This window comes from Bacillus sp. DX4.1 (assembly GCF_030348195.1).
In the GTDB taxonomy this organism is placed as follows: Bacteria; Bacillota; Bacilli; order Bacillales; family Bacillaceae_G; genus Bacillus_A.
Genome location: NZ_JAUCFT010000008.1, coordinates 2,329,324 through 2,354,138 on the forward strand (window position 1 = coordinate 2,329,324; position 24,815 = coordinate 2,354,138).

28 protein-coding genes and 3 pseudogenes are annotated in these 24,815 nt (G+C 34.9%); 19 read left to right on the forward strand and 12 right to left on the reverse strand.

The genetic code is table 11. The features are described from left to right. The first annotated feature begins 174 nt into the window (after positions 1–174). The 5 genes from QUF99_RS14765 to QUF99_RS14785 all read left to right on the forward strand — a co-directional run bounded on the left by QUF99_RS14765 (position 175) and on the right by QUF99_RS14785 (position 4,584). Complete coding sequence (locus tag QUF99_RS14765; RefSeq protein ID WP_289370985.1) at positions 175–1,560, forward strand: sigma-54 interaction domain-containing protein; 1,386 nt, start codon at positions 175–177, stop codon at positions 1,558–1,560. A 221-nt stretch (positions 1,561–1,781) separates the two neighbouring features. Beyond that, a complete protein-coding gene (gene kamA / locus QUF99_RS14770) occupies positions 1,782–3,200 on the forward strand; it encodes a lysine 2,3-aminomutase (protein ID WP_289370986.1) in 1,419 nt (472 codons plus the stop codon). After that, positions 3,197–3,469, forward strand: a complete 273-nt coding sequence (locus QUF99_RS14775) for a YokU family protein (RefSeq protein WP_289370987.1) — start codon at positions 3,197–3,199, stop codon at positions 3,467–3,469. The genes kamA and QUF99_RS14775 overlap by 4 nt, the downstream gene beginning before the upstream one ends. Before the next feature lie 72 nt (positions 3,470–3,541). After that, positions 3,542–3,757, forward strand: coding sequence for a YozE family protein (locus QUF99_RS14780; RefSeq protein ID WP_289370989.1), 216 nt, complete (start codon positions 3,542–3,544; stop codon positions 3,755–3,757). A gap of 164 nt (positions 3,758–3,921) precedes the next feature. After that, a complete protein-coding gene (locus QUF99_RS14785) occupies positions 3,922–4,584 on the forward strand; it encodes a hypothetical protein (protein WP_289370990.1) in 663 nt (220 codons plus the stop codon). Here QUF99_RS14785 and QUF99_RS14790 read toward each other — a convergent pair whose 3' ends face one another. Then, positions 4,585–4,740: a DUF3930 family protein gene (locus QUF99_RS14790; RefSeq protein ID WP_289370991.1), complete on the reverse strand. Its 156-nt coding sequence runs from the start codon at positions 4,738–4,740 to the stop codon at positions 4,585–4,587. A 158-nt stretch (positions 4,741–4,898) separates the two neighbouring features. On the opposite strand from QUF99_RS14790, the gene QUF99_RS14795 reads away from it, so the two are divergent. The 5 genes from QUF99_RS14795 (at position 4,899) to QUF99_RS14815 (ending at position 7,673) form a co-directional block, all read left to right on the forward strand. Beyond that, the gene (locus tag QUF99_RS14795; RefSeq protein ID WP_286124922.1) at positions 4,899–5,078 is read left to right on the forward strand and encodes a YozD family protein; all 180 of its coding nucleotides are present in this window, start codon (positions 4,899–4,901) and stop codon (positions 5,076–5,078) included. Positions 5,079–5,207: 129 nt separating this feature from the next. Further along, the gene (locus QUF99_RS14800; protein ID WP_289370994.1) at positions 5,208–5,399 is read left to right on the forward strand and encodes a hypothetical protein; all 192 of its coding nucleotides are present in this window, start codon (positions 5,208–5,210) and stop codon (positions 5,397–5,399) included. Continuing rightward, entirely contained in the window at positions 5,399–6,220 is an 822-nt protein-coding gene (locus tag QUF99_RS14805; protein WP_289370995.1) for a serine/threonine protein kinase, read from the forward strand. Before QUF99_RS14800 ends, QUF99_RS14805 begins: the two co-directional genes overlap by 1 nt. Continuing rightward, entirely contained in the window at positions 6,202–6,960 is a 759-nt protein-coding gene (locus tag QUF99_RS14810) for a sporulation protein (protein WP_289370996.1), read from the forward strand. Before QUF99_RS14805 ends, QUF99_RS14810 begins: the two co-directional genes overlap by 19 nt. A 74-nt stretch (positions 6,961–7,034) precedes the next feature. Next, the gene (locus QUF99_RS14815) at positions 7,035–7,673 is read left to right on the forward strand and encodes a phosphatase PAP2 family protein (protein ID WP_289370998.1); all 639 of its coding nucleotides are present in this window, start codon (positions 7,035–7,037) and stop codon (positions 7,671–7,673) included. On the opposite strand, the gene QUF99_RS14820 is transcribed toward QUF99_RS14815, so the two are convergent. From QUF99_RS14820 to QUF99_RS14830, 3 genes are all read right to left on the reverse strand, one after another. After that, entirely contained in the window at positions 7,660–8,541 is an 882-nt protein-coding gene (locus tag QUF99_RS14820) for a cation diffusion facilitator family transporter (RefSeq protein ID WP_289370999.1), read from the reverse strand. The two genes, QUF99_RS14815 and QUF99_RS14820, sit on opposite strands and share 14 nt — an antisense overlap. A 227-nt stretch (positions 8,542–8,768) precedes the next feature. After that, on the reverse strand, positions 8,769–9,083 hold the full coding sequence (locus tag QUF99_RS14825) for a thioredoxin family protein (protein ID WP_289371000.1): 315 nt from the start codon (positions 9,081–9,083) through the stop codon (positions 8,769–8,771). A 42-nt stretch (positions 9,084–9,125) separates the two neighbouring features. After that, complete coding sequence (locus QUF99_RS14830; protein WP_289374657.1) at positions 9,126–9,728, reverse strand: site-specific integrase; 603 nt, start codon at positions 9,726–9,728, stop codon at positions 9,126–9,128. A 104-nt stretch (positions 9,729–9,832) separates the two neighbouring features. Between QUF99_RS14830 and QUF99_RS14835 the strand changes: the two are divergent. Then, positions 9,833–10,048 (forward strand): annotated as a pseudogene (locus QUF99_RS14835) (hypothetical protein). A 16-nt stretch (positions 10,049–10,064) separates the two neighbouring features. Then, complete coding sequence (locus QUF99_RS14840; RefSeq protein WP_289371001.1) at positions 10,065–10,382, forward strand: hypothetical protein; 318 nt, start codon at positions 10,065–10,067, stop codon at positions 10,380–10,382. Positions 10,383–10,635: 253 nt separating this feature from the next. Here QUF99_RS14840 and QUF99_RS14845 read toward each other — a convergent pair whose 3' ends face one another. Both QUF99_RS14845 and QUF99_RS14850 read right to left on the reverse strand, forming a co-directional pair. After that, on the reverse strand, positions 10,636–10,806 hold the full coding sequence (locus tag QUF99_RS14845; RefSeq protein ID WP_289371002.1) for a flagellin: 171 nt from the start codon (positions 10,804–10,806) through the stop codon (positions 10,636–10,638). 278 nt (positions 10,807–11,084) lie between these two features. After that, positions 11,085–11,279 carry a hypothetical protein gene (locus tag QUF99_RS14850; RefSeq protein WP_289371003.1) on the reverse strand — a complete coding sequence of 65 codons (195 nt, stop codon included), beginning with the start codon at positions 11,277–11,279 and terminating at the stop codon, positions 11,085–11,087. Between the two features lie 430 nt (positions 11,280–11,709). Between QUF99_RS14850 and QUF99_RS14855 the strand changes: the two genes are divergently transcribed. The 3 genes and pseudogenes from QUF99_RS14855 (at position 11,710) to QUF99_RS14865 (ending at position 13,406) form a co-directional block, all read left to right on the forward strand. After that, positions 11,710–12,090: a hypothetical protein gene (locus QUF99_RS14855; protein ID WP_289371004.1), complete on the forward strand. Its 381-nt coding sequence runs from the start codon at positions 11,710–11,712 to the stop codon at positions 12,088–12,090. A gap of 311 nt (positions 12,091–12,401) precedes the next feature. Then, positions 12,402–12,887: an ArpU family phage packaging/lysis transcriptional regulator gene (locus tag QUF99_RS14860; protein ID WP_289371005.1), complete on the forward strand. Its 486-nt coding sequence runs from the start codon at positions 12,402–12,404 to the stop codon at positions 12,885–12,887. Then, positions 12,884–13,406, forward strand: a pseudogene (locus tag QUF99_RS14865) (site-specific integrase). Before QUF99_RS14860 ends, QUF99_RS14865 begins: the two are co-directional and overlap by 4 nt. Before the next feature lie 248 nt (positions 13,407–13,654). On the opposite strand, the gene QUF99_RS14870 reads toward QUF99_RS14865, so the two are convergent. Both QUF99_RS14870 and QUF99_RS14875 read right to left on the reverse strand, forming a co-directional pair. Continuing rightward, on the reverse strand, positions 13,655–13,906 hold the full coding sequence (locus tag QUF99_RS14870; RefSeq protein ID WP_289371006.1) for a hypothetical protein: 252 nt from the start codon (positions 13,904–13,906) through the stop codon (positions 13,655–13,657). A 489-nt stretch (positions 13,907–14,395) separates the two neighbouring features. After that, complete coding sequence (locus QUF99_RS14875) at positions 14,396–15,268, reverse strand: excalibur calcium-binding domain-containing protein (protein WP_289371008.1); 873 nt, start codon at positions 15,266–15,268, stop codon at positions 14,396–14,398. A gap of 701 nt (positions 15,269–15,969) precedes the next feature. Here QUF99_RS14875 and QUF99_RS14880 point away from each other — a divergent pair. After that, positions 15,970–18,057, forward strand: coding sequence for a right-handed parallel beta-helix repeat-containing protein (locus tag QUF99_RS14880; protein ID WP_289371009.1), 2,088 nt, complete (start codon positions 15,970–15,972; stop codon positions 18,055–18,057). Between the two features lie 213 nt (positions 18,058–18,270). Here the strand turns inward: QUF99_RS14880 and QUF99_RS14885 are convergent, their stop codons facing one another. From QUF99_RS14885 to QUF99_RS14895, 3 genes and pseudogenes are all read right to left on the reverse strand, one after another. Continuing rightward, positions 18,271–18,486 (reverse strand): spore germination protein, encoded by a 216-nt coding sequence (locus tag QUF99_RS14885; RefSeq protein ID WP_286124940.1) that lies wholly within the window; start codon positions 18,484–18,486, stop codon positions 18,271–18,273. Positions 18,487–18,693: 207 nt separating this feature from the next. Next, positions 18,694–19,065: pseudogene (locus QUF99_RS14890) on the reverse strand (exosporium protein C); the annotation flags it as partial. Positions 19,066–19,339: 274 nt separating this feature from the next. After that, complete coding sequence (locus tag QUF99_RS14895) at positions 19,340–19,615, reverse strand: stage V sporulation protein S (protein WP_289371011.1); 276 nt, start codon at positions 19,613–19,615, stop codon at positions 19,340–19,342. A gap of 512 nt (positions 19,616–20,127) precedes the next feature. On the opposite strand from QUF99_RS14895, the gene QUF99_RS14900 reads away from it, so the two are divergent. After that, positions 20,128–20,445 carry a hypothetical protein gene (locus QUF99_RS14900; protein ID WP_289371012.1) on the forward strand — a complete coding sequence of 106 codons (318 nt, stop codon included), beginning with the start codon at positions 20,128–20,130 and terminating at the stop codon, positions 20,443–20,445. A gap of 320 nt (positions 20,446–20,765) precedes the next feature. Here the strand turns inward: QUF99_RS14900 and QUF99_RS14905 are convergent, their stop codons facing one another. Further along, the gene (locus QUF99_RS14905) at positions 20,766–20,969 is read right to left on the reverse strand and encodes a KTSC domain-containing protein (protein WP_289374659.1); all 204 of its coding nucleotides are present in this window, start codon (positions 20,967–20,969) and stop codon (positions 20,766–20,768) included. 102 nt (positions 20,970–21,071) lie between these two features. On the opposite strand from QUF99_RS14905, the gene QUF99_RS14910 reads away from it, so the two are divergent. Continuing rightward, positions 21,072–21,257 (forward strand): hypothetical protein, encoded by a 186-nt coding sequence (locus QUF99_RS14910; protein WP_289371013.1) that lies wholly within the window; start codon positions 21,072–21,074, stop codon positions 21,255–21,257. A gap of 711 nt (positions 21,258–21,968) precedes the next feature. Further along, complete coding sequence (locus QUF99_RS14915) at positions 21,969–24,500, forward strand: transglycosylase domain-containing protein (RefSeq protein ID WP_289371014.1); 2,532 nt, start codon at positions 21,969–21,971, stop codon at positions 24,498–24,500. The last annotated feature ends 315 nt before the right edge of the window (positions 24,501–24,815 follow it).

The following is a 24,815-nucleotide window of genomic DNA, read 5'->3' on the forward strand; positions in this document are numbered from 1 at the left end:
GCCGCGGCTATATGTCGAAAAATCAAAATGGATTTATATAATGCATAGTAATACCGTGTGTAAAGAAGATTCTATCTTATGAAAAAGAGAGTTTGGTATGAAAGTGCTTACAATCGCATGCAGAGATGCCGAAAATTCGGCATGTAATTTGCTGGATTTTCGGCAAGAGGGGGGATGACATTGCTGGCAGTTTCTACACAAGAAGTCATTGAAGCGATTTTGGGCAGTATTGATGAAGCCATTCATGCAGTGGATGAGAATGGAATTACTATTTTTTATAATACAGTTGCTGCAAAACATGATGGATCAAAAATAGAACATGTACTAGGTAAACACTTATTAGAGGCATTCCCTTCTTTATCAAGAGAGACAAGTACACTTATGAACGTATTAGATACAAAGAAGCCAATTTTACATCAAGTACAACGTTATCAAAATTTAAACGGTGAAGATGTTTGTACTGTAAATACGACGTTACCTATTTTAATAGAAGGAAAAATTGCGGGAGCTGTTGAAATCGCCAAAGATTATTCAACGATTCAAAAATTAACGGATACAATTGTTGATTTGCAATCACAAATGAAGCGTTCATCCAGTAAGAAAACGGCGAAAAAACATGTCGCGTTTAATACAATCGTGACGAATGACTCACGTTTTTTACAAACAAAAGAATTGGCGCAAAAAGTAGCCCCTACAGATGCAAATGTATTGATATATGGGGAAACTGGAACAGGGAAAGAACTATTTGTACAAGCGATTCATGAGGCTTCGAAGCGGAAAAATAAACCGTTTATTGCACAAAACTGTGCAGCGCTGCCAGAGTCTCTTTTAGAGAGCTTGTTGTTTGGTACGACAAAAGGAAGTTACACAGGGGCGATTGAACGTGCAGGATTATTTGAGCTTGCAGATGGCGGGACATTATTTTTAGATGAATTAAATTCGATGCCCCTTGACCTGCAAGCAAAGATGCTACGCGCGTTAGAAGATGGGGTGATTCGCCGCATTGGTGATAGTAAGACACGAAAGGTTGATGTTCGTGTAATTACTGCGATGAATCAGCCACCAGAGATATGTTTACGTGAAAATAAAATCCGAACCGATTTATATTATCGGCTAAATGTATTTTCGTTATATATTCCACCGCTTCGTGAACGGAAAGAAGATGTATTACTGTTGGCCCCTTATTTTTTAAAGGGTTATAATAAAGAATATAAAAAACATGTTCTGCATATAGATAGTGAAACAAAAGAACGGCTCATGCAGTACCATTGGCCTGGCAATGTAAGAGAACTGAAACATACAATTGAACACGCTATGATTGTTGCAGAAGGAAATTCGTTAACGGTAGCTTGTTTACCAAGTACATTTCGAAAGGTATCAGCTCCAAAAAAGAAAGCAATTATACCACTGCGTGAAGCATTGCATCAAACAGAACAAGAATTTATTGATCGAGCGATGACGGAGACAAAAGGAAATATCCTACAAGCTGCTAAATTACTAGGAATTCCAAGGCAGACACTACAGTATAAATTGAATAAGTATGACAAAACCGCCGAATAATTGGCGGTTTTTGTGTGTTTGCACCAATAAAAGAGCGGTTACATATATAAGAAGTAGTGAAATGCTCCTCTTTATCATGCTGATAATCTCCAAGAAAAATATTTTTTGACGGACACCTTCCTTATATACGGAGGTTTTTCTGCATTTGTTATATATAGAAAGATAAAGTTGGCACAGAGTTTGCTTATATAAAGGATGAGCGTACAAAAGGGGGAATGGCAATGTTACACGATGTATATAAACCAAGTCGTCATTGGAAAGAGATTGAGTTATGGGAAAATGTAACTGATGAGCAATGGAATGATTGGGTTTGGCAATTAACGAATACGATTAAAACGTTAGATGATTTGAAGAAAGTTATCAATTTAACACCGGAAGAAGAAGCAGGTGTTAAAATTTCAACGAAAACGATTCCGTTAAATATTACACCGTACTATGCTTCTCTTATGAATCCAGATGATCCGCGCTGTCCGATTCGGATGCAATCTGTACCGATTTCGGAAGAATTATATAAAACAAAATATGATTTAGAAGACCCGCTCCATGAAGATGAAGATTCACCAGTTCCTGGCTTAACACATCGTTATCCTGACCGCGTATTATTTTTAGTAACGAACCAATGTTCAATGTATTGTAGATACTGTACAAGACGTCGTTTTAGTGGACAGATTGGAATGGGCGTACCGAAAAAACAATTAGACGATGCAATTTCGTATATTCGTGAAACACCACAGGTGCGTGATGTTTTAATCTCTGGTGGTGATGGTCTTCTAATTAATGATACGATTTTAGAATATGTTTTAAAGAACTTACGAGCAATTCCGCATGTGGAAATTATCCGCATCGGAACGAGAGCCCCAGTTGTGTTTCCACAACGTATTACAGAAAACCTATGCAATATTATTAAAAAATATCACCCAGTGTGGTTAAATACACACTTTAACACTTCAATTGAAATTACAGAAGAATCAAAACTAGCTTGTGAAATGCTTGCAAATGCAGGTGTTCCAATTGGAAACCAAGCGGTTATTTTAGCTGGCATTAATGACAGTGTCCCAATTATGAAAAAACTGATGCACGATTTAGTAAAAATTCGTGTTCGCCCGTACTATATTTATCAATGTGATTTATCCGAAGGTATCGGTCATTTCCGTGCCCCAGTTTCTAAAGGGCTTGAAATTATTGAAGGATTACGCGGACATACGTCTGGTTATGCAGTGCCAACATTTGTTGTTGATGCACCAGGCGGAGGTGGGAAAATTGCGCTTCAGCCAAACTATTTAATTTCGCAAAGTGCGGATAAAGTTGTTCTTCGTAACTTTGAAGGCGTTATCACAACGTATCCAGAGCCAGAAAATTATGTGCCAGGTAGAGCAGAAGGCTACTTTAAGGAAATTTATCCAACATACGAAGAAAAGCGTTCTGACATTGGTGTAGCGGGATTAATGAGCGATAAGAAGTTTAATCTTGTTCCAGATGACCTGCAGCGCATGAACCGCCGGAAAGATTATGAAACAAATGAAACACATGCTTCACTGAAAGATAAGCGTGATAAACGTGATCAATTGAAAGATAAAAAATATCAAGCGCAAATGAAGAAGTTGGAAGAAGATAAAAAGCCTGAGGATGACGCGGTATGAAGTGTGTCTGGTGTGACAGTGCAGAAGCGAAAGAAAGTATAAATACAGTATACTGGGAATTACCAGATGGAACAAAGGCAATTGAAATTCAAAAGACGCCTTGCATTACATGTTCAGCATGTGGAATTGACTATCAGCCAGATCATATTGTAAAAGAAATTGAAGATCAATTGTTTCTTATTTATACGAAAGACTTACCAAAACAAGTTACGTATGAAGAGTTAATGGAACGCCCGCGTCTATTAAAACGAAATTATTTTGACTTTTAACCAGCAATTATGCTGGTTTTTTTCTTTCCTCCCTTGTATAATGTAGCCAAGTTAGAAAGGTAGGGAATATGTTTGAAAAAGTCATTTTACCATTATATGATGAAGCATCGTGCTTCTTTAAAACAAAATAAAATATCCGACTTAGCTGAAGCGATGTATGAAGATTTAAGTTTTCCAAAGCAATCAGAGGATTATGATGCAATTAGTTCTTATTTAGAATTAAGTGGATTACTGGCAAGTATGTCTATTTTTGATGAGGCATGGGAGTTATACATACAAGAAAGATAATAAGTGTAAGCATTTATGCGGACAAAAAGCACACCCATTTCGGTGTGTTTTTTTTATGGAAAAAAATTTTGATTATGTGCACATGTGATAAGCGTTTTCGTATCGGCCGCATATACTGTTAGCGTCACATACTTAAAATCACGACTTCAAAAGGAGAGAGGAATATGTCGAGAAAAAACCAACCTAAATATAATGTAGGAGATATAGTCGTGATTACGTTATATGGAACTGTAGGTAAAATTACAAACATGAAAATATTAGATGGTGTGTATGTATATGAAGTGAATAATCACGATGGATTTTATGTTGAACAAACGCTGCAGCACGTTACAGAACAAGAAATGAAAAATGGTGAAACAGAATGGATTGAGCTGCGTTATAAATTTACATTTGGTGATCTTGTGCAAGTTACGGGGTATGACAAAGATGTATTTCGTATTGTTGGTTTTCGTACGGAAGTGTGGCGTTATAAAAATGATGCATGGGAAGATACAATTTACGAGTTATCGAGAATTACAGATGGTGAATGGTTAGAAGCGGATGAATCAGATTTAACACTACTTGCGAATGCCCAAACAGCAAATGCAATTTTAAAGAAATTGAAACAAGATAAAGCCGGGATGAATAAATTAGATTTAGGAAAATTAAAGTCTATTAACAATTCAAAAAAAGTAAGCATAAAAACAAATCGACAAGAAATTATTGATGGGTTACTAGATATTTATAACGACTATCAATTACTATTTGAAACATTTCAAGATGAAGAATACAAAATTGTGATGGATGTTGTTCATAATTATTTGGTGAAATTAACTGAGAAAAAATAGCTAGAAAGAGAGAAGAAATTGAACGAAAATATACGCTGTGTAGGGTATGCCTACAATTGTTAAAAAAACAATAAGCCATTTAATGATAGAGTCTGCCCATTTATCCTCATGCATGAACTCTTCTTTTCTCTGCTCTGTTTCATAATGATATGCCATTTCCATTTCCCCCTTTATATAGCTTGTACTACATCGTATGCCGGGATATTAGGCAATATGACTAGCATGTTTTTTAAGAAAAAGAAAAAATGTTTTTCTAATCTCATATACATAATTTTGAAATTCCTTCATAAAACAGAATTAAAGGAGTGATGCTCATGAAGGAAATAGAAGTCGTAATTGATACGGAAGAAATTGCGGAGTTTTTTTATGAGCAACTGATTGCGAGAGGTTATGTACCAAAGAGAGAAGAGATTGAGGATCTCGCTGACATTACGTTTGAGTATTTACTAGAAAAATGTATGATTGATGAAGTATTTGACGAAGATGAAGAGTGAAAGTAACGGCGGGATAGACTCGTCGTTTTTTGCACTCCAAAAGGTTATCTCTCTTTACAAACTTGCCACAAATAGAGAAGGCAATTGTTGGTATAATAAAAGAAAAAATTTCAAACAAGAGGTGAAGGGATGTTCAAAAAAATTATTGATTCTTTATTAGGAAAAAAAAGTAGACATCGTTCCTATTCAAGTAGTGATTATCGTCATAGAAATCGCTCTTATTCAAGTAGCGACTATAAAAGGGATCGATCCTCGCATGGTTATGGCCATCAGCACTATAAACGTAAACGTAAAAGTCGTAGCTTCTTTTCAAGTAGTTGATGAAATGGCGAGATATCCTTGCTTGGTTTGATAGACCGCTGCGCTTAGGAACAATAGTCGCACAGCGCTATAGAATTGAATCAGTAATTGGTATGGGCAGCTATGGATTTACATACATCGTTAACGACTTGCAACTGCAAGAGAAGAAAGTCTTGAAACAATTAAGACAAAGCAAACAAAGGTATTCATCAGGAAGGAAATCATTTGCGTATGAACAAATGATTTTAAAGCAGCTAGAGCATAGGGAAATACCGAGCCTATATGATCAATTTATCTGGAAGAAACAGCCGTTTTTTGTGATGGAGCATATGCCAGGAAAGAATTTTGAAGATTTTATTTTCATAGAGGGACATGTTTATGAAGAACGAGAGGTTTTTCGTATTTTATATAAAGTACTTGAGCTTGTTGGCTATTTTCATAGTAAAGGCATCATCCATCGGGACTTACGTATTCCGAACATATTAATGCAGGATGATCGTATCTTTATTATTGATTTTGGCTTAGCAAGGCCTATGGGTGAAAAAGATGAACGAGCCTCGTTCTATGAAGGTGAACAAGCACATATGCGAGAAATTCATTATCGCAGTGATTTTTATGCACTTGGTCACTTCGTTCTCTTTTTATTGTATTCTGGTTATGATTCTGCTGAAATAGAAGAAAAGCCATGGTATGAAGAGTTACAGTTAGAGGAATATAGCTGCGAAGTGATTTTGCGAATGTTACAGATGAAGCAGCCATATTATGAGAATGTACAAGATGTTATGAAAGACGTTCGTCATGTACTAGAAAAGGTGGGGGATCCATGTTTCAAAAGTTTTTAGCAAGCGTAGGAATTGGAAATGCAAAAGTTGATACTGTACTTGAAAAAGAAGACTATTTAGTTGGAGAAGAAATAGCAGGCATCGTTCATATTACAGGCGGATCAGTTGCACAGCAAATTGAAAGCATTTACTTAACATTATCGACAACATATATCCGAGAAGTAGACGATAAAAAAACAAGTGCAACATATGACTTAGAACGAATGCGTTTAACGGAGCCAGTTACAGTCCAGCCGAATGAAAAGTTGGAAATCTCATTTTCATTCCCGATGCCAATTGAAGCACCGCTCACATTTGGCATGAAAACCGTCTGGATTCATACAGGGCTTGATATTAAACGAAGCATTGATCCAAGTGATCGAGATTATATTCAAGTATTACCAAACGCATTATTAAACAGTGTGTTAGATGGAGTAAAACAATTAGGATTTAGACTCCGCCAAGCAGAGTGTGAAGAATTACCACGTCGTTTGCGTACCAATATCCCATTTGCGCAAGAATTTGAGTTTATCCCAGTTTCCGGACAGTATTATGGTAAATTGGATGAGTTAGAATTATTGATTTTACCACGTGCTTATGATCGATTGGATATTGTTATGGAAGTGGATAGAAAAGCACGTGGGTTAGCAGGGTTATTTTCAGAAGTCTTAGACTTGGACGAAAAAGTCATTCGCTTTACTGTAACACGTGAAGATATCCCAACAATGCAGCAAAAAATTAACAGTTATATTTCTCGATAAATAATGCATAAAAAAAGAAATGGAGAGGGAAACTAAAACACCCGCTCCATTTTTTGTATAGTGAGGTTATGTATGTGAAACGATATCGACATTTATACATGTTAAGTTGTACGTTACTCATTTGTTTTGTCGTATTATCACTTTCGTATCATACCGCTTGTGTTGAGAAATTTGATGATGTTATTAGCGAATTCATTCAAAGCTTTCGGAACGATTATTTGACATCATACTTCGTGTGGATGTCTTACATCGGTTCAAAAAAAATATATTTTCCATTACTGCTCATAGTCGCAATGTACTATTTCGTTCGAACGAAGCTGTTAAGTGCGTTATTTTTACTGATTAATTATTACGGATCACGTTATCTCAACAGTATGCTAAAACTATGGTATGAACGACCAAGACCGGATGTATCGCAGCTTGTAACAGCGACTGGATATAGCTTTCCAAGCGGTCATACAATGAATGCAACGGCGTTTCTAGGGTTTATTGCGTATGTAACAATTACTGAGCACCGTATTTCGTTGCACAAAAAGGTGTTGCTCATTTTTATCACATGCTTCATTATTTTCTCTATCTCTGTTAGCCGTGTTTATCTCGGTGTTCATTATCCATCCGATATTTTAGCGGGTTGGGCAGCGGGTGGAAGTTGGCTCATTTTATGTATTATATTTCACCGAGCATTCATTAAAAAAGAACCTATGTCATCATAGGTTCTTTTTGCATGGGTTCCACATGAATATGTGTATGCAAAATCCCAAATTTTTGTTCCAGCATATCTTCAATTGTATCGGTAATATGATGGCTTTTACTCACATCCATATGAGCATCTACTTCAATTGTAATATCTACATATGTTTGGTTCCCATACATGCGTGCACGAATATCGACGATATGTTCTACACCTGAAACCAATTGAACTGCTTGCGCGTATTCTTCCATCTTATCCGGATCAATGCCGTCTGTTAACATATGAGAAGCTTCTGAGAAAATGTCCCATGCTGTTTTACAAATAATAAAACCAACTAGCAAAGCGGCAATTGGATCGAGAATCGGCATATGAAACTGTGCTGCCAAAATACCAACAACCGTACCGATACTAACAAGTGCATCCGATAAATTATCCTTCGCAGCCGCCTCTAGCGCTTTGCTTTTTGTGCGTTTGGCAATCCCATTATTATATACATACACGCCATACATGACGACAGCACAAAATAAAGCAACCCAAGCTGCCATTACGTTTGGCGCAGTTTGCTGAGGATTGAGGAAGGAACGAACCGCACTTACGATAACCTCTAAACCAACTGTTGCCATAATAAAAGAGGCAACAAGTGAAGCGATTTGTTCTGCGCGAGAATGACCATATGGATGATCAGGATCACGAGGTTTGCGAGAAATTTTAAGCCCGATCAAAATGGCTACCGAAGCACCAATATCGGTTAAGTTATTTAAACCATCCGCACGTAACGCACTGGAAAGGGCGATATAGCTAATCACAATTTTCAGTGTTGCTAAAAATATGTAGGCGATAATGCTGACAATGGCTCCTTTATCAGCTTCTTTATTAGAAAGTGAATTCATAACGATCACTCACCTTTCTGTTAGGAATTTCTTTCTATACATAGAGTATCAAATACAAGTCGAGTGGGTCTATACAAACATTGTTGACGTTTTATAGCTTTTTAAGTAGGGGATAACAATGTTTCGCAAAGGAAAAATATGTTGAAAAGTACAAAGTGAAAACAGGATAAAATCACCATTAAAAAAGCTGCCCTGAAAGTTTATACTTCAAGGGCAGCTTTTCTATTTTAATATGCTTCTAAAAACTCAGTAACTTGCTCTTCTGTTTTTGCGTTGGCACTATGTAAATGACCTAGTTTTTCACTATTTTGATACACTAATAAGCTTGGAATTCCCATTACTTGATACTCTTCAGCAATGTGTGGAAACTCATCTTTATTAATAGAGTACCATTCAAATTTATTGAACTCTTCCATTACATCTCCAATGAAGTTATCCATACGCACGCAATCTGGGCACCATGTTGTGAAGAACTTTATAACTACGGGCTCCTCGCTTGCGATAATGTCTTTAAACTCTTGCTCTGTTTTGATTTCTTTCATGTTTTTTGCTCCTTTCAATGTCATACGAATTTGCTAGTATTTTTATACAAAATCCTCAACCGCTTTTTCTTGTAGGCCTGGAACAACATGGGAGTAGGTGTCTAATGTGATGCCTATTCTTTTATGTCCTAAACGCTCACTTACAATCTTCGGATGAATACCTTGTTTCAACATTAAAGTTGTATAGGTATGCCTTAGATCGTGGAAGCGAATATCAGGAACCCCACTTTTCTTTATAAGCTTTTTCCAGAGCTGTGTCAAACTTCTGAAATTGCAAGGATTACCGTTAAAGGTAGGGCAAACTAAATCATAGTTGTTATATTCACTACCGTATCGTTCTTTTTCTATATTTATTCGTTCATGATGTACTTCCAAAGCATGTAACGTAATTTCCGGAAGTACAATTAATCGTTTTCCTGAAGAAGTTTTAGGTTCATGAAATTCTTTTGTAATATGAGAAAGGGAACGGTTGACTGAGATGGTTCTTCTTTCAAAATCAATATCTTTCCATTGCAATCCTAAAATTTCTCCTTTACGCATAACACACGTAATAGCAAGTAAATACACAATATAATAACGACTTTCTTTAGCGTGTTCTAAGAATCGTAGTACTTCCTCTTCAGTCCATGTATTAACTGTTTTGATTTTAGATTGAGCAGATAAATATAAGATTTAAATGCGCTTTATGGGATTAGCAAAAACGAATGTTAATCTAATAAAATAACAGAAGCAACGTGGATTACCTTTGAATATATATAGCATTAGAGTAAGTAAACTTTCTTTGGGATGAAAGAGACGTGATTCGCTTTCATGAAATGTGGAACAGTGGTGCTAGCTTTACAGAAATAGTAAGGAATTTAAGAAGGTATCATATTGAAATTGCTGTGCTAATACTGAATCAATCAATCGGATTTGGAAAATATGTCGAGTGGAATATTGAAAAAATAAACGGAAAAGTACCATAACGAAAGGGGGAAAACGATGAGGATATTTAGAATGTTGGGCATTGATTTTGTTTGCGCAGAGACAGTCGAACAAGCGATTAAATTTTATGCGAAGGATACTGGGCTTGAAATAGAAGAAATAGAAACTGAACTTTTAGAAGTTAGTTTACAAAATAGAATGCTTATACCTGTTGAGGATTTACCACCTGAAGAACAGACACAGAGACAAGCAGTGAAAAGTATTGGGGGAACTTTATTTACTATGATGCCGTTTGAATGGGTGATTAAGCATGAAAATATTAAAAACCCTTGCATCATTGCTTCAACGGAAGTTTTAACAAAAGCGTTATTTTAATACAAATTGAATTTTATTAAGAAATGGAGAATTGAAAATGAGAAAACGTGAAGATTGGGATGTATTATGAGGTTCGACCAAGGTTTATGTAGATTTGGAACGTAGTCTTCAGTATTTTTAGTTATGACTAATTTTACAATTATCTTGGCTGAACCTTTTATAAGGACGAAAGTGGTTTTAAGGATTTTTAAGAAAAATAAAAGGACAGCCGATATTTGCGACTGACCCTTTTTTATAAAAATCTTTATTTATCTTAAAGAGATTTCAGAACGCTAGATGGAAGCTGATTAGTTGGAGCTAATACAGATTCTTCACTTGCTGGTTGAAGCGATTGTAGTTTTAGGATCACACCTGCCTCTGTAGCAATTTCGTCCTCTTTTGCTCGACGGCTTGATTTAGATGCATTTTCATTCACTTTCTCCACTTTACATCCCTCCTTATTACATGTAGGTATACAAGCAACATAATTATTAAAAATTACTAAAGTGTTTTTTAGTATTGTACTGATTATGCATAAAATGTATTGAAAAATATTTTAGTAATAAATGCTGTTGTAACAATAGTATGGGGTAGATTTGAAATATTATGCTGGATAGGAAGAGAGAGGGAAATTAAACAAAATCGTTATTTGGATAAGAAACGCCAGCTGAAATGTTCAGTAGATATACCTAGCATTTCAGCTGGTACTAAATGTTTTAAGTTTTAGAAACCTATTTTTTTAAACATCTTAGTATATGTTATTACAAGTACAGCTTGTGCAATTACGAATAGTGAACCAGTCAATAATTTTAGGTTATGATCTAATGCACCTAATATTGCCATAATTAATCCGATTAAGATAAAAAGTACGCTTAGGAAAGGTGTAATTTTCATTAATATCTTAAGTCTTTTATTCATATATTGACCTCCTATTTTCAATGTATTGTAATTATTAAATACATTTTACTACATTTGATTTTTAAAATATAGAGGAGAAGCAAAGGATTAACAGTATAAAACTAAACAAAAACGCTATTTTAGTAGGAAGTGAGGATGAAAGATGACAGATTATGATTGAGGTTTTACGAGAATTAGAACTTCACCCTTCTCCGCATTAACGGCTTTGAATAACGCTTTTTACAATCAAGGAAATGACATGTATGTAGTAAACACGTTAGCCGAAGCGATCGGACGTATGGAGGAAATTGAAGATGATAACGAGGGTTTAGAATAAAAACTTTTTTTGTATTAAAAAGAGCAGACTTTAGCCTATACATAAAGGTTCTGGAATTGTTCTAAAGGGGGGGATATCTGAAATATAAATATAATTGAGGGGAGTGAACTAATAATGGAAACTAGTACTTTTTTAGGACTGTTTTGGGGATGGATGACGGTTATCGTATCGGGAATACTTTTCGTCCGTCCGTCGGTACTACGTGAATTGAAAAAATTAGTGGTTGAAGATAGAGGATTTGGTATTATGTATGGTTTTCTATCGATTTTCCTAGGGTTAGGTACTGTTATCCTACATAATGTATGGGTATTTAACTGGCGGGGGTTCGTAACGGTTATTGCATGGCTTGCATTATTAAAGGGAATTTACGTAATTGCATATCCTGAACCCTCCAAGAAAATAGACTTTGAAGTAAGGGTACTATCTACGCGTATAGCGCTCGCTATCGTTGGCGCCTTGGCTTTATGGATGCTTATAGTAATCTATATAAAATAATCCTTTGAATATAGTCCGGCTAGAAAACTAGAGGACATCAATTCATTAGAGCAGTAACAATTGCTGCACTATTGATTGGTGTCCTTTTTATTTTATAAAAGGGAGATGTGGGGAATGAAAGCATTAAAAGATCAATTACGTGAATGGAAAAAACAATCTAAATAAGCAAAAAAGAAACATAAGAAAAAATGAAAAGAGAAGTTGAGCACACGTGATATCGAGGATTTAATGGGGACTCGTGGACCACGTTATGAACGTAGACGCGGTGCAATTAGACAAAAGTAATTAATCATAAAAAGGAGTGGTCTTACATGACTAAACAATTAACTTTCTTATCAAAAATTGACCGTAAAGCAACACAAGAGGAATTAGAAAAGGTTCTTGAAGAAGTACGTATTTATAGACAGTTTGGAATGATTCGCCAAGAAATGAAAGTCACTCCTTCTTATGAAGTTAGATATCATGGCCCTACAAATGTAGTTGGTAATCCTTTAGAAGATGTAGCCTTAGAAAATGTAAAACGAAGTGAACGTGAAGGGTTTCTTAAGGATATGTCTTTTCGAATTGATCAAACGTTAATTCGTTTTGGGAACGGTCGTGCAGGGAAGATTCAAAGAGACATTATTAAAAAGCGTTATTTAGAAGAAGAGGATATGTGTGACTATATGGTTTATAACGAAATCGGTATGAGCGAACGTACTTATCGTCGTTGGAAGTCTAAGGCATTTTATACTCTTGCTTTTGCTCTTAGATTAGAAGTTTACGAGCAAGAACAATCTGGAGGTGATGAGCAATGAATTTTGTTCAACCTATTCGTGATACAGAGCAAATACAGCAAATAAAAGAGTATTTAAAAGAAAAGAATGAGCGTAATTATCTTTTGTTCATCATGGGAATTAATACAGGTTTACGAATCAGTGATATTTTAAAATTGAAGGTAGGTGATGTGAAAGGGAGCCATATATCTATGCGAGAAAAGAAAACAGGTAAACAGAAACGGATTCAAATCACTGCAGCACTAAAGAGGGAGCTCCGCTGGTTCAATGAAGATAGAGAAGATGATGAGTACTTATTACAAAGTAGACAAGGAAAGAATCGTCCGATTGGTCGAAGTATGGCATATAAGATATTGAGTGGAACCGCAGCAGAGTACACATACTTTAAGAAAGACCTACGGATACCATATGTACATGCAAACAAAGAACATTGCTTTACTTATGGAGATATTTAATCATTCATCGGAGAAGGTAACGCTTCGTTATATAGGTGTAAATCAAGATGCAATGGATAAAGCGATGAAAAGATTTAAAATCTAATCATTGCTTTTTCTTTTTTTATTTGGCTCTGTTAAAGAATATTGTTGATTTTCTTGTTAAACTAAAAGGGCAATTTAGTTTAATTTTTAGATTTAAATCCTGTGATACGATTAGAATTGGAATTTATCAGAACTTGGACCCAAAGAATATTAACTACGATGATTTTTAGAGTATGTAGATTTAGGCAAGCCCATATTTTAAACATAACTAACATGGGCTTGTCTTTCTAAAGTATTAGGATCACTTAGTTAGTTTTCGTCATCGTCAGCATAAACCAATGTAAATCTTTCAAATCCTGGAAACGAAGGAACTAGTTTATGACATTCTCCACAGTTAGCAACAAGAGGAGTAACCACTGGAATAATAGGAAGGATTTCTTGACCATGTTGAATCTCGGTTGTACATATTTCATTAGCCTTACCACATTTTACAACAATATGACCGTTGGAAGTAGGGCCGTAGAAGCAGCATATTGTATCATCCAACTTAACTTTTGCCATAATTTTCACCTCCTAAATCAATCTCAATAATATAAGATTCAAGGAAGGATAAAACTGCTTGGACACCGGCCTTTTAAAAGCCACTTTTGGTAGCTTTTTTTTCGGTTGAAAGAATTGACAACGACGCTTTTCATAGTAACAGGACAATCTTATTCTTCACAAAAGGCAGCTTTTATTAAGGCAGAAGGATTGTGAATAAATGTACTTAAAGTAACGGGTGCGTTAGTACAATAAGATGTACAAGAAGACCGAGCTAAATCGGTCTTTTTATTTGGCTAAAAATCAACAATAAAATTTAACAGAGCCTTTTATTTTATACAGTTACTCATATTTTTCGTGTTGTGTAACTCAAAATAAAAAGTCTTATGAAATTAAGCACAGCAAGGGATTCAGAGTTTCCGTCAGTTACACACAATATAAGATATGGGTAAGCGGTGAAAAAGCATAGGTAAGTATAGAAAAAAAGGAACCTATGTAGGCTCCTTACTATTATTTATCACAAGCTAGTCCGTCACCGTCTCTATCTAACTTAGAGGAATACGCAGGGTGGTCTTTTGTGATATTTGAGAATCCAGCAGCTTTGGCTTCTTTACAGCTTTTAAAATTATAGTTTCCTTGAGGGAGATCATTGTTTGGTTGTTGCTGTACGCTTTGTTTTTGCTGAGCTTGTTGTTCTTGCTGTTTTTGCATCTCCTCTTGCTTCTTTTTTTCTTCTTGTTGCCTTTTTAATTCTTCCTGCTTACGTTGCTCCTCTTGTTTCTTTTGTTCTTCTTGTTTACGCTGCTCGTCAAGCTTCTGTTGCTCTTCATCTTTTTTAGCAGCATCTGTATTTACAACTTTTGTTGCTGGGGCTGCTTCTTTTTCATTTTTATTATCTATCATTCCGCTAATTCCAGCTGTGAGAATAAATAAATATATTATACATGCCACAACCATTTTCCATTTTGTATTAGAACGGAAACCAAGAATTTTACTATACCATTTACGATGTACCTTATGTATTTCAATGGATGTGTTATTTTCAATAAAGCGCTCGATGTCTTTTCCTTGCTCCGTTGGGATAAAACGAAACGGCGTTCCCAATCCTTCAAACTCGAATACGGACTTAATAGCAAAATAATCTACTAGAACAGTGGAATAATCACTAAAATAGTATTTAGCAATGCTGACAACATCATTTACATCTTTATTGTACTTGAATAGCTGAATATGGTCTGGTGCTACAGCGGCATAACCAGTTTGCATCTTTTCTATGTTTGTAGAAACGATAATGGGTGTACTTCCATATTCTTTTTGATACTTTTTAGCAATTGCTTGTTTAGCAAGAGCAGATTCACTAGGTTTTTTCTTTTTCTTACTCATAATTTAGATCTCCTCTCGCATTTTACATAATAGCTAATATATGTATTATCAAAATGTAAGATTAATTTCAGTATAAATAATAGTAATCTCAAAATTAAAAAGACACCTAAATGAGTGTCTTTTTGTTGTTTTTACCGATAAAAAGGGAGAGGTTTTCGGGGTTTTTCAAAACAGAATTGATGCTTCTCAGTAAAAAAGGAAGACGTTTCTTAGTTTATATATAAGGTGCATAATTAACTATATTTATTGTGTTTTCTACCTGTATTTTTACGTTCTATCAGGACACATCCTTTCAAAGTACATTTTAGTAACTTAACTTAGATGTGTCCACAGAACTATACTAACGCCAGTTTTTGTTTTACTTGGCTTTGTTCTTGAAGTGTCTCAATTACATTACAAATGTGTTTTTTAAATTTAATAATATCTTGATCTTGCAAAATCATTTTAACGCCTCCTATTTTAAAATTATAGAGGAAAGGGAAAATTTGTGAATATAAAAATATACAAATGAAAATAAAAATTATGTTCTGTGAAATAACTATTGAGTGAAAGTACTGTAGATTAAGTATAGCGAAATTCTGTGTTACAGGTAACGAAGCCTATGTACATGTGAAGTAATGTTAAAAGTTGTGTCCTTTGCGGAGACGACTTTTTATGTTAATGAATATACTATTTTAAGAAAATGAAGAGGTGATAGAAACATGGATTATTTACTCGAATTAAATCGTTGGGGAATAACAGAAGGATTACCCCAAAAACCTTATGTAGATGCAGATTATATACAAGCTGATAAGAATATCCAAGGGATAAACAGCGCATTACAATATGCATCAGCTAACAATTATTCTGGAGTTGTTCTTCCAGCAGGTAATTATGCTATATGTTACCCTCGTGAAATTACTATGGTTTCAAATTTGGACTTAAATTTAAATGGATCAACACTAAAAGTAATATACGATTCTAATAAAAAATCACCATTTGATAATAGAACAACAACAGATTATTACAACTTCAAAGGGAACAGTATCATATTTAGCAAAGTCACCAATTCTCATTTATTTGGTGGAACTATTATTGGATGTAGGGATGACAGAAGCTTTTCCAATCCTTTAGAAGTGGCGATGGAGCATACGTATGGAGTCCTTTTTCAGAAAAGCTCTAGCTACTGCTCAATAGATCATTGTATTGTTAGAGATTATATGGGTGATAACATTTCGTTCAGCTCAGATAGTATTTTTAACTACAGTGAGTTTGACCAAGGATTAACCCTAAATGCATTAGATTACAATACAGGACAACCAATCCCCTCAACTAATACACTCACAACTAAACTACTAAACATACCTCAAAATTTAACTCCAAAGATAAATTCCCTACTTATATCTGGTTCAGGATATGCTAGGATAACTAATTTAAACAACAAAGATTTCGATATCTTCTTTTATGACAATAACAACAAATTCATTGGAGCTATGAAGAAGAGAAGAATCTATACAGACATTTCAATTCCTATAAACGCAACGAAATTTAGACTACAGTTTTATAATGAAAATAATCCAAGTAAGAATATGCAAATAACGATTATGTTTGGTGGTATACCTCATCATAATGTCGTTGAGTACAATGAAATTTTCAATGGGCATAGGGGAGGAATCACTTTAGGCGGTAACTATAATGTTATTCAACACAATACAATCCGTGATAATGGAAAAGGATTAGTTAGGTTTTTGGATGGAAAGCCTATCTTCAATGATCCAACAAGGTATTCTATTAACATGGAAGATTCTTATGGTGCGAATTGTAAAATTAGAGACAATCATATATACGGTAGCTATCATGGTATTTTAACTGGATGCTTTGACGTTGCGATTGAAAATAACCATATATACAATATAGACTTCATAGCTATTAATCTGTATTCTTTAACACATGCTACAATTAAAGGTAACTTTTTATATAACTGTCAGAACAATATTGGGTTAATGACATCAAATTTCAGTTCTGCTTTCGTTAACATTACAGACAATCATTTCTCTGGCGGGAAAATGGACTTGAATAGCCTATACTATAGAGTAATGTTGTCAAACAACCATTACGTGAACCCAGAGTTTGTTGTAGGTGGTGATAATTGTACATTCAAGGATAACTACGTTATTTATACTGATGATCCACCTTCTGCTCCTAGAATGCAACTTAATAAGATGTCTGGATGTACGTTTAAGTCTGTAGGATTACAAAGAGAGGTTACTTTCAAAGTACGTGAGTATAACAACTGTACTTTTGATAATTTGAAAGTACGTTCCGAAAATCCAACTCCAACAGTACCAGTAAATTGTGAGTTCAATCGTTCTGAGTTTATCGGTTGCGAGTTGAGAAACCATATCTACAACTACATTCCTATGAATATAGTTATATCCAAATCGAAGTTAACTGATACAACCGTTGAAGTAGGGATAACGAACGTGGATAATCAAAACCCTAACACCTCACTAGAAGATTGTATTGTAAATATTAATACAAAAAATAACTTATTCCTATCTGATACCAACAGACCATACACAACTTATAAAGCGGAAAGATGTAGAGTTACTATAAGTAATCCGGCGTTTGCTTCACTTTTGGCTTCTGGTTCAGCTGCTGTAGCAAATGAATTAATCTTAAAGGATAGCGATTTTGTTTATACAGGAACAACACCACTTTCTCTGAAGTATTACACAAATAAGAATCACATTCGCAATTTCACTTCTTCAGATAACACTTTTGTAAATATTAACTTACCAACAAATTAATGATGGGACATTAAAGTAGAAATGAAATTGAAAGCCGGCTCTTATGAGTCGGCTTTTTATATTGCAAAGAAGTATATAAGAACTAAGCAATGTATGAAAGGAATTCTTTGTGTAATTCACTTTCTTTGTGCCCTCTAAATTGTATTGTTTTATCTCGCTATTCGTGAGTAATAAGGCAATAGAGAATTAATATGTCAGGCTGAAAACGGCAATTTAGGCTGTTCCGACTTGATTTTGGTCTGCAACATCAGAATCGAATGTGTTTGTTGCACTAACGCCGTTAAAGGTATTGGTAACAAAAGCAACATTGGATGATCCTGAACCATTATAAGCTTTCGTATTCTCTTTTGGAGAAACGTTGTAAAAATCACCTAAGTTGAAAGAACCGTTACTATTTTGTACGACAAGATTTGCGACAACAGATGGCATAATCTTCACCTACTTTGTCAGGGATTGTTTACATCACTATATGATTCATTTTTCAAAAGGTTCAGCTGTAATTTATGTAAAAGTAAAAAATCAAACAAAAAGTGCACTTTAGTAGAAAGTAGAGAAGGACGTAAATCATATGAAATGATGAGCAAGAACCTAGAAATTAGTTCTTGCTTATCTCAAGCGTACTACAAAAAGCTAGTCCTAATAATCGCAATCATGATTTTGTCCAATAGCTAGGCCACTAAAAGAAATAGGTCCAACAACGTCTGCGCGTGCATTAGGAGTAAGGTTCTCGACAGTTAATGTATAAACATGAGATCCAGATCTTAAATTTGTATCTATGGCTTGAAATGTTATAGCGTAGAACTGCTCAGAATCAGTAGATTCAATTCCTACTTGTGTGTTGAAAATTTCTCTGTCATCACGAAAAATCCTAAACAAAATTTGTGATATTTCACTTATTCCTTTAACACCAACTGTAGCGATTAATTTTACTTTATTATCACGTGAATTTCTTCTAGGGATTCTTAATTGAATGGATGCTAGATCTCTTTTTGTTGGAGAGTGCGAAATAATCCTTTTTTAAGATCTAGTGATACGTATTTGATGTAAATAAAGATCTTTATTTGACATATAGTTTTTTTTATTAGGCGCTGTTAATCTGTAGTGTTGATTTAGTACAAAAAGAAAAAGACCGATTTTTATCGGTCCCTCCATATATCTTATTCAACTATCGCCACCTGTTAGTTCAAAAAACTAATGTAACCATGAAAGAATGGTTTTCAAATAATTCTTATATCGATGGTCTCAACGAAAATCTACCATTTTGTTCTAGGACCTAATTTTTCTAGGACCTAATTTTTCTAGGACCTATAATTAATTTGATTGCTGTGCTTTTCTCATTATTGATTAAAATATCTGTAAATGCCGGAACAAGCACCAAATCAACACCGCTAGGAGCTACGAATCCTCTTGCAATAGCAATGGCTTTAATCGCTTGATTTAAAGCGCCAGCTCCAATCACTTGAATTTCTGTATTACCCTTTTCTCTTAATACGCCTGCAATTGCACCTGCAACTGAATTGGGATTCGATTTTGATGATACTTTTAATATATTATCCATATAAGTTGCTCCTCCTATTATTTAATTGTCTTGTTCGGTTACTGAAAAGGAATGTAATTACCGTATCTTTAACTAATATTCATATCCAAATCAAACAGAACTATTGAACTTATTCATTCGATACTTTTTGAGCTATTCCTGCCCGTTAGCGTAAATAAAGAAGTGATTGCCTTATGAAACAAGCGTCGCCCGTTAATTGAAGGAGGGCATAATTCATAAAAAATCAACATTTAAATTTAATGTTTTCATTCGTTTTTCTTACTTTTACTGAAGTGGTTGATTTGTACATCATTTATGAACTAACCACATAATGAGCATTGTTCAACAAATGAACGGTGCTTATTTATTATAAAAACATTAAAAGCCTTTATTGTTAATGATCAATAATCCTCAATATATTTTTTCTATTGAAAGAATCCCATAACCACAAAAGCGCACGAATGAATGCTTTTGATTTTGTAGGGTTTCCCGTCTTTATGTCGAATATCTAAGGTAAATAAGGAGGGAATCATATGGCACAGTTTGAACTAGAGAAAATCACTTATTTAGGGGATATGAAAGAAGAAATTGAATTTAGTGTAGCTTATGTAAGGATTGATAACTATTTAGACTGGGAAGTCATTATCCGTGGATTTAATAGTAAAGATCAGCTTTTTATTGAAATCATGAAGAGAAACGAGCAACCAAAATTTGAATTTTTGACTACTGGAGGAGAAGTTCTACAAGGGACAGCAAAAATAGTAAAATTCACTCCTAGTTTGGTCGATACAGAAGTGGATTTATCTGGTATTGGAAAATTAAATGGTTATGAAGCCTTAAGCATCCAATAGGATGCTTTTTTTTTAGATCGTGAACGATAAAAAGCTCATAAGCGGCATTGGAATCAAGAAGAGATTGTAGGTGTGTTTTTAAAGGGGGCATTTTTGTAGAATTGCGTTTAGTGATTATTCTGTTCTTATCGGTATTTATTTTAGTCTATGGTGGGTTGTGACAGGGATTAGTGACATGTAAGATTGATGTTAAGACTACCTTGTATGTATTTGACTATTGTTGGTGGATTGTAGCCTATGTTTTGCGCCATAGGTGAATGAATTACACGAATAAAAAAATAAGAGAAGCATACAACAACTTCTCTAGAATAGTTATACTTTTATCCAATTTTAGTATAGCGATAAGAATTTTTTATGTGTGTTGCATGATAGGTGCCTTTCGATGGTGCACTCATTAAGCTACTGTAAATACTTTCTGGTACATTGTAGTAGTCATATGTACCATTTTTAAATTGAATGCGTAATATCATAGATGGCGAATTATAACCTACTGCGACTAAATGTTTAGAAATTACCGGATACATTGTCAAATGAATTCATCTCCTTACTTTAATATATTTATATATTGACGAAGGGAAAAATTCCTATTTTGTCGAAGTATGAGTATTGGAAAGGAGGGATAGATTATGAACGAACAAGAGTTTATTGATATTGTACTTGAAGAGAATGATTCTCTTGCATTTGTTTTAAAGCAAATTGTTGAACAAAAAAAAGAGGAAACGGGTTCTTATAACATAGCTGTTCAAAACGTTATTCCTGTAAGGAAAAATCATTTCACAGTTATTCTACATAAGGTTGTATCAAATTTTTAAGCTTAATGAAGAAAGAAGTTGCTAAGAGCACAAAATAAAAACATCCAAATGGGTGTTTTTTTATTTGATATATAATGTACTCACCTTCAAACTATACGGGAAGTAAAGGGAAAGGTGCTGTAGGGACCCGATTAGCGCAGAAATTCTTAAAGCGGAATGGTATAAAATTTCAGGATAATGTAGTATATTAAATTTTGTTAGAGAACTTCTGCTTATTTTTGTTTATATGAGAGGAATTAGAAAAAATTCGTCTGACTTTGATAAACGGAGGATATATATGCATTCACCTATTTTTATACGACGTGAATGGAACATTTTTATTATTATTTTAAGATGATGAGGCACACTGGTTTAACTTTACTTTGCTGATTGGCAGGGCTTTTTGGCAAGTTCACACGAAATTAACATAAATGTGATATTTTTATTGAATCATAGGAAAGTTTTTTACGGTGTGGTTTCATTTTGAAGAGGAAAGAAGGTAAAAAAACAGTAGGGAAATTATCTATCTATTAACAAATTAAATAAGGTGTGAGTTGTATGATTATTGAGTAATAAGAGATTGCAAATTTGCTGTGCTGTGTATATTATGAAAATTCAGGTGAATGGGCATAAGTTAACACGATACTGATCAATTTCTTTTCTTGTAATCGTGTTAATAAGAAGGCACATGAATCGATTTTTTCGGAGAAATGAAAGGCAGGAGAAAGCAACATGTCAGAAAACTATCGTTCTCGAGAAGAGCGAAGACAAGTTCAAAAGAAGAAACAACCAAGCACAACTAAAGAAAAAACGAAGGGGAAAAAGTCCCTTTTTCGTAAATTTTTAATAGGATGCTTAATACTTGGAATCGTGACACTCGTAGCTGGAATTACTACTTTTTTCATTATGATAAAGGATGCTCCAAAACTTGATAAAGCAAAACTTGTTAACCCTTTATCGGCAAAAATCTATGATAAAGATGAAAAATTGATATATGAATACGGTAAAGAAAAACGAACAAATATCACTTATGATCAAGTTCCAAAATTAGTAGAAAATGCATTTTTAGCAACAGAAGATGCCCGTTTTTATGAGCATAATGGGATTGACTTTAAAGGGACTTCACGTGCAGTTTTAGTCAGTCTTACGGGGGAATATGGTTCACAAGGTGGTAGTACAATTACGCAACAGGTTATCAAAAACTACTTTCTTTCGATGGAAAAAACATCAAAGCGTAAAGTACAAGAAATATATTTAGCGTATAAACTAGAGCAACAATATTCAAAACATGAAATACTAGAAATGTATTTAAACAAGATTAATCTAGGTAATCGCTCTTACGGTATTGCAACAGCAGCAGAAAATTACTATGGAAAAGAGTTAAAAGACTTAACTTTACCAGAGGCGGCGATGCTTGCAGGACTACCAAAAGGACCTAGTATTTATGATCCAACAAAACAACAAAATGTAGAGCGAGCAAAAGAACGTCGTGATGTTGTGTTGCATTTAATGAATCGACATGGATATATTTCTAAAAAACAAATGGAAGAAGCGCAAAAAGTGCCTGTAACAGAAGGGCTCCTTCCACCTAAAGAAGTAACAGAGATGCCATATCCTGCCTTTTTAGATGCTGTGGTGAAAGAAATTGAAACAGAAATGCCGGATGTGAATATCGGTGCTGATGGATTATCAATTTACACAACATTAGATACAAAGGCACAACAATTTGCAGATAATCTTCTAAACGAGAATATTATTGATTATCCAAACGATAAATTCCAAGGTGCATTTACATTTATGGATACAAAAACGGGAGAAGTTCGTGCGATCGGTAGTGGTCGTGGTGAAAGTAAAGCAACATTTAAAGGGTATAATATGGCTATTGAACTGGAACGTCCAGTAGGTTCAACAATGAAACCAATCTTTGATTATGGTCCAGCAATTGAATACTTAAAATGGTCAACGAATCATCAAGTTGATGATTCTGCATATAAATATTCATCAGGACAACAGGTTCAAAATGCTGATAAAACATACAAAGGTGCTATGACGATGCGCGATGCTCTTAAAATGTCTCGTAACGTACCAGCTATCAAAACAGCGAAAGAAGTAGGACTAAGTAAATCGCAAAGCTTCGCAGAAAGTCTTGGTCTTACATTCGGTAAAGACGGTGCAGTAGAATCAAGTGCAATTGGTACTAATGAGGCTTCGCCATTAGATGTTGCAGGCGCTTATGCTGCTTTTGGTAATGATGGTAAATACAATAAACCACACTTTGTAAGAAAAGTAGTTTTTTCTGATGGAAAAGAAAAAAGTTTTAAACCAAAACAAAAACGAGTAATGGAAGATTATACAGCTTATATGGTTACAGATATGCTGCGATCGGTTGTCAATTCTGGTACAGGTACGAAGGCAAATGTGAGTTCATTAGACGTTGCCGGTAAAACTGGAACCACAAACTATGACGCTAAAGACTTAGCGAAATATGATATACCTGCATCGGCATCTCCTGATAGTTGGTTTGCTGGTTATACACCGCAATATACAATGGCAGTATGGACAGGATATAATAACAAAGGGGACGGTTATCTTAATGCCAACTCAACCCCTATCGCACAACGTATGTTTAAAGAGATGATGAGTGAGTTTGGAACAAGTACAGCACGTTTTAAACAACCAAGTAGCGTTATTCAAGAAGGTGATGAATTACGTGTGAAAGGTGCAAAACGCGATTCTTCTTCCAGTGTGAAAGTTCCAAGTACGAACTCAACTGAGAAAAAGAAAACGGATGACCAAAACAAACAGCAAGAAGAGCAACAACAAACGGAAGATAGTAATAAACAACAAGAGCAAAATCAACAGGGTAATAATCAAGATAACAATGCAAACAATCAAAATGGCCAAGGAAACACACCGAACACCGGAAACGGAAATGGCCAAGGAAACACACCAAACACCGGAAACGGAAATGGCCAAGGAAGCACTCCAGGCACTGGAAACGGAGATGGTCAAGGAAGCACCCCAGGAACTGGAAACGGAAATGGTCAAGGAAGCACCCCGGGAACTGGAAACGGAAATGGTCAAGGAAGCACCCCAGGCACTGGAAACGGGGACGGTCAAGGAAGCACCCCAGGCACTGGAAACGGAAATGGCCAAGGAAGCACCCCAGGCACTGGAAACGGAAGTGGTCAAGGTAGTACCCCGGGAACTGGAAATGGGGATGGTCAAGGTAATACAAACTCTAATCAAAATGGTGGTCAATAATAGAGGTGGTACCCAGCATTTATATTAGTAAAAATAGTATAGATAAAAACACTTATGATATCGTATTTAATTCGGTATCATAAGTGTTTTTTTACATTATCTCAACACATTTGTTATACAAAAACAGTCGCTATTTCATGTTGTAGTAATGAGAGTGCAGCTTGTCCTCTACTCGGATATGAAAATAAAGTATAAGAGAGGGAAGTTTATGGGATCTGGATGTAAAAAGAAGCATAAGTCTTCTTTTGATAGTTGGAAATGGAGAAGTGTTTGTGGTTGTTGCAAACCAATATATTTTATACCTTGTCCTTCAAT

Excerpts from the sequence above, each read along its gene's own strand:
- QUF99_RS14765 (WP_289370985.1), top strand. The coding sequence starts at position 175 with ATGACATTGCTGGCAGTTTCTACACAAGAAGTCATTGAAGCGATTTTG.
- kamA (WP_289370986.1), top strand. The coding sequence starts at position 1,782 with ATGTTACACGATGTATATAAACCAAGTCGTCATTGGAAAGAGATTGAG.
- QUF99_RS14775 (WP_289370987.1), top strand. The coding sequence starts at position 3,197 with ATGAAGTGTGTCTGGTGTGACAGTGCAGAAGCGAAAGAAAGTATAAAT.
- QUF99_RS14785 (WP_289370990.1), top strand. The coding sequence starts at position 3,922 with ATGTCGAGAAAAAACCAACCTAAATATAATGTAGGAGATATAGTCGTG.
- QUF99_RS14790 (WP_289370991.1), bottom strand. The coding sequence starts at position 4,740 with ATGGCATATCATTATGAAACAGAGCAGAGAAAAGAAGAGTTCATGCAT.
- QUF99_RS14795 (WP_286124922.1), top strand. The coding sequence starts at position 4,899 with ATGAAGGAAATAGAAGTCGTAATTGATACGGAAGAAATTGCGGAGTTT.
- QUF99_RS14800 (WP_289370994.1), top strand. The coding sequence starts at position 5,208 with ATGTTCAAAAAAATTATTGATTCTTTATTAGGAAAAAAAAGTAGACAT.
- QUF99_RS14805 (WP_289370995.1), top strand. The coding sequence starts at position 5,399 with ATGAAATGGCGAGATATCCTTGCTTGGTTTGATAGACCGCTGCGCTTA.
- QUF99_RS14810 (WP_289370996.1), top strand. The coding sequence starts at position 6,202 with ATGTTTCAAAAGTTTTTAGCAAGCGTAGGAATTGGAAATGCAAAAGTT.
- QUF99_RS14820 (WP_289370999.1), bottom strand. The coding sequence starts at position 8,541 with ATGAATTCACTTTCTAATAAAGAAGCTGATAAAGGAGCCATTGTCAGC.
- QUF99_RS14825 (WP_289371000.1), bottom strand. The coding sequence starts at position 9,083 with ATGAAAGAAATCAAAACAGAGCAAGAGTTTAAAGACATTATCGCAAGC.
- QUF99_RS14840 (WP_289371001.1), top strand. The coding sequence starts at position 10,065 with ATGAGGATATTTAGAATGTTGGGCATTGATTTTGTTTGCGCAGAGACA.
- QUF99_RS14850 (WP_289371003.1), bottom strand. The coding sequence starts at position 11,279 with ATGAATAAAAGACTTAAGATATTAATGAAAATTACACCTTTCCTAAGC.
- QUF99_RS14855 (WP_289371004.1), top strand. The coding sequence starts at position 11,710 with ATGGAAACTAGTACTTTTTTAGGACTGTTTTGGGGATGGATGACGGTT.
- QUF99_RS14860 (WP_289371005.1), top strand. The coding sequence starts at position 12,402 with ATGACTAAACAATTAACTTTCTTATCAAAAATTGACCGTAAAGCAACA.
- QUF99_RS14870 (WP_289371006.1), bottom strand. The coding sequence starts at position 13,906 with ATGGCAAAAGTTAAGTTGGATGATACAATATGCTGCTTCTACGGCCCT.
- QUF99_RS14875 (WP_289371008.1), bottom strand. The coding sequence starts at position 15,268 with ATGAGTAAGAAAAAGAAAAAACCTAGTGAATCTGCTCTTGCTAAACAA.
- QUF99_RS14880 (WP_289371009.1), top strand. The coding sequence starts at position 15,970 with ATGGATTATTTACTCGAATTAAATCGTTGGGGAATAACAGAAGGATTA.
- QUF99_RS14885 (WP_286124940.1), bottom strand. The coding sequence starts at position 18,486 with ATGCCATCTGTTGTCGCAAATCTTGTCGTACAAAATAGTAACGGTTCT.
- QUF99_RS14895 (WP_289371011.1), bottom strand. The coding sequence starts at position 19,615 with ATGGATAATATATTAAAAGTATCATCAAAATCGAATCCCAATTCAGTT.
- QUF99_RS14900 (WP_289371012.1), top strand. The coding sequence starts at position 20,128 with ATGGCACAGTTTGAACTAGAGAAAATCACTTATTTAGGGGATATGAAA.
- QUF99_RS14905 (WP_289374659.1), bottom strand. The coding sequence starts at position 20,969 with ATGTATCCGGTAATTTCTAAACATTTAGTCGCAGTAGGTTATAATTCG.
- QUF99_RS14910 (WP_289371013.1), top strand. The coding sequence starts at position 21,072 with ATGAACGAACAAGAGTTTATTGATATTGTACTTGAAGAGAATGATTCT.
- QUF99_RS14915 (WP_289371014.1), top strand. The coding sequence starts at position 21,969 with ATGTCAGAAAACTATCGTTCTCGAGAAGAGCGAAGACAAGTTCAAAAG.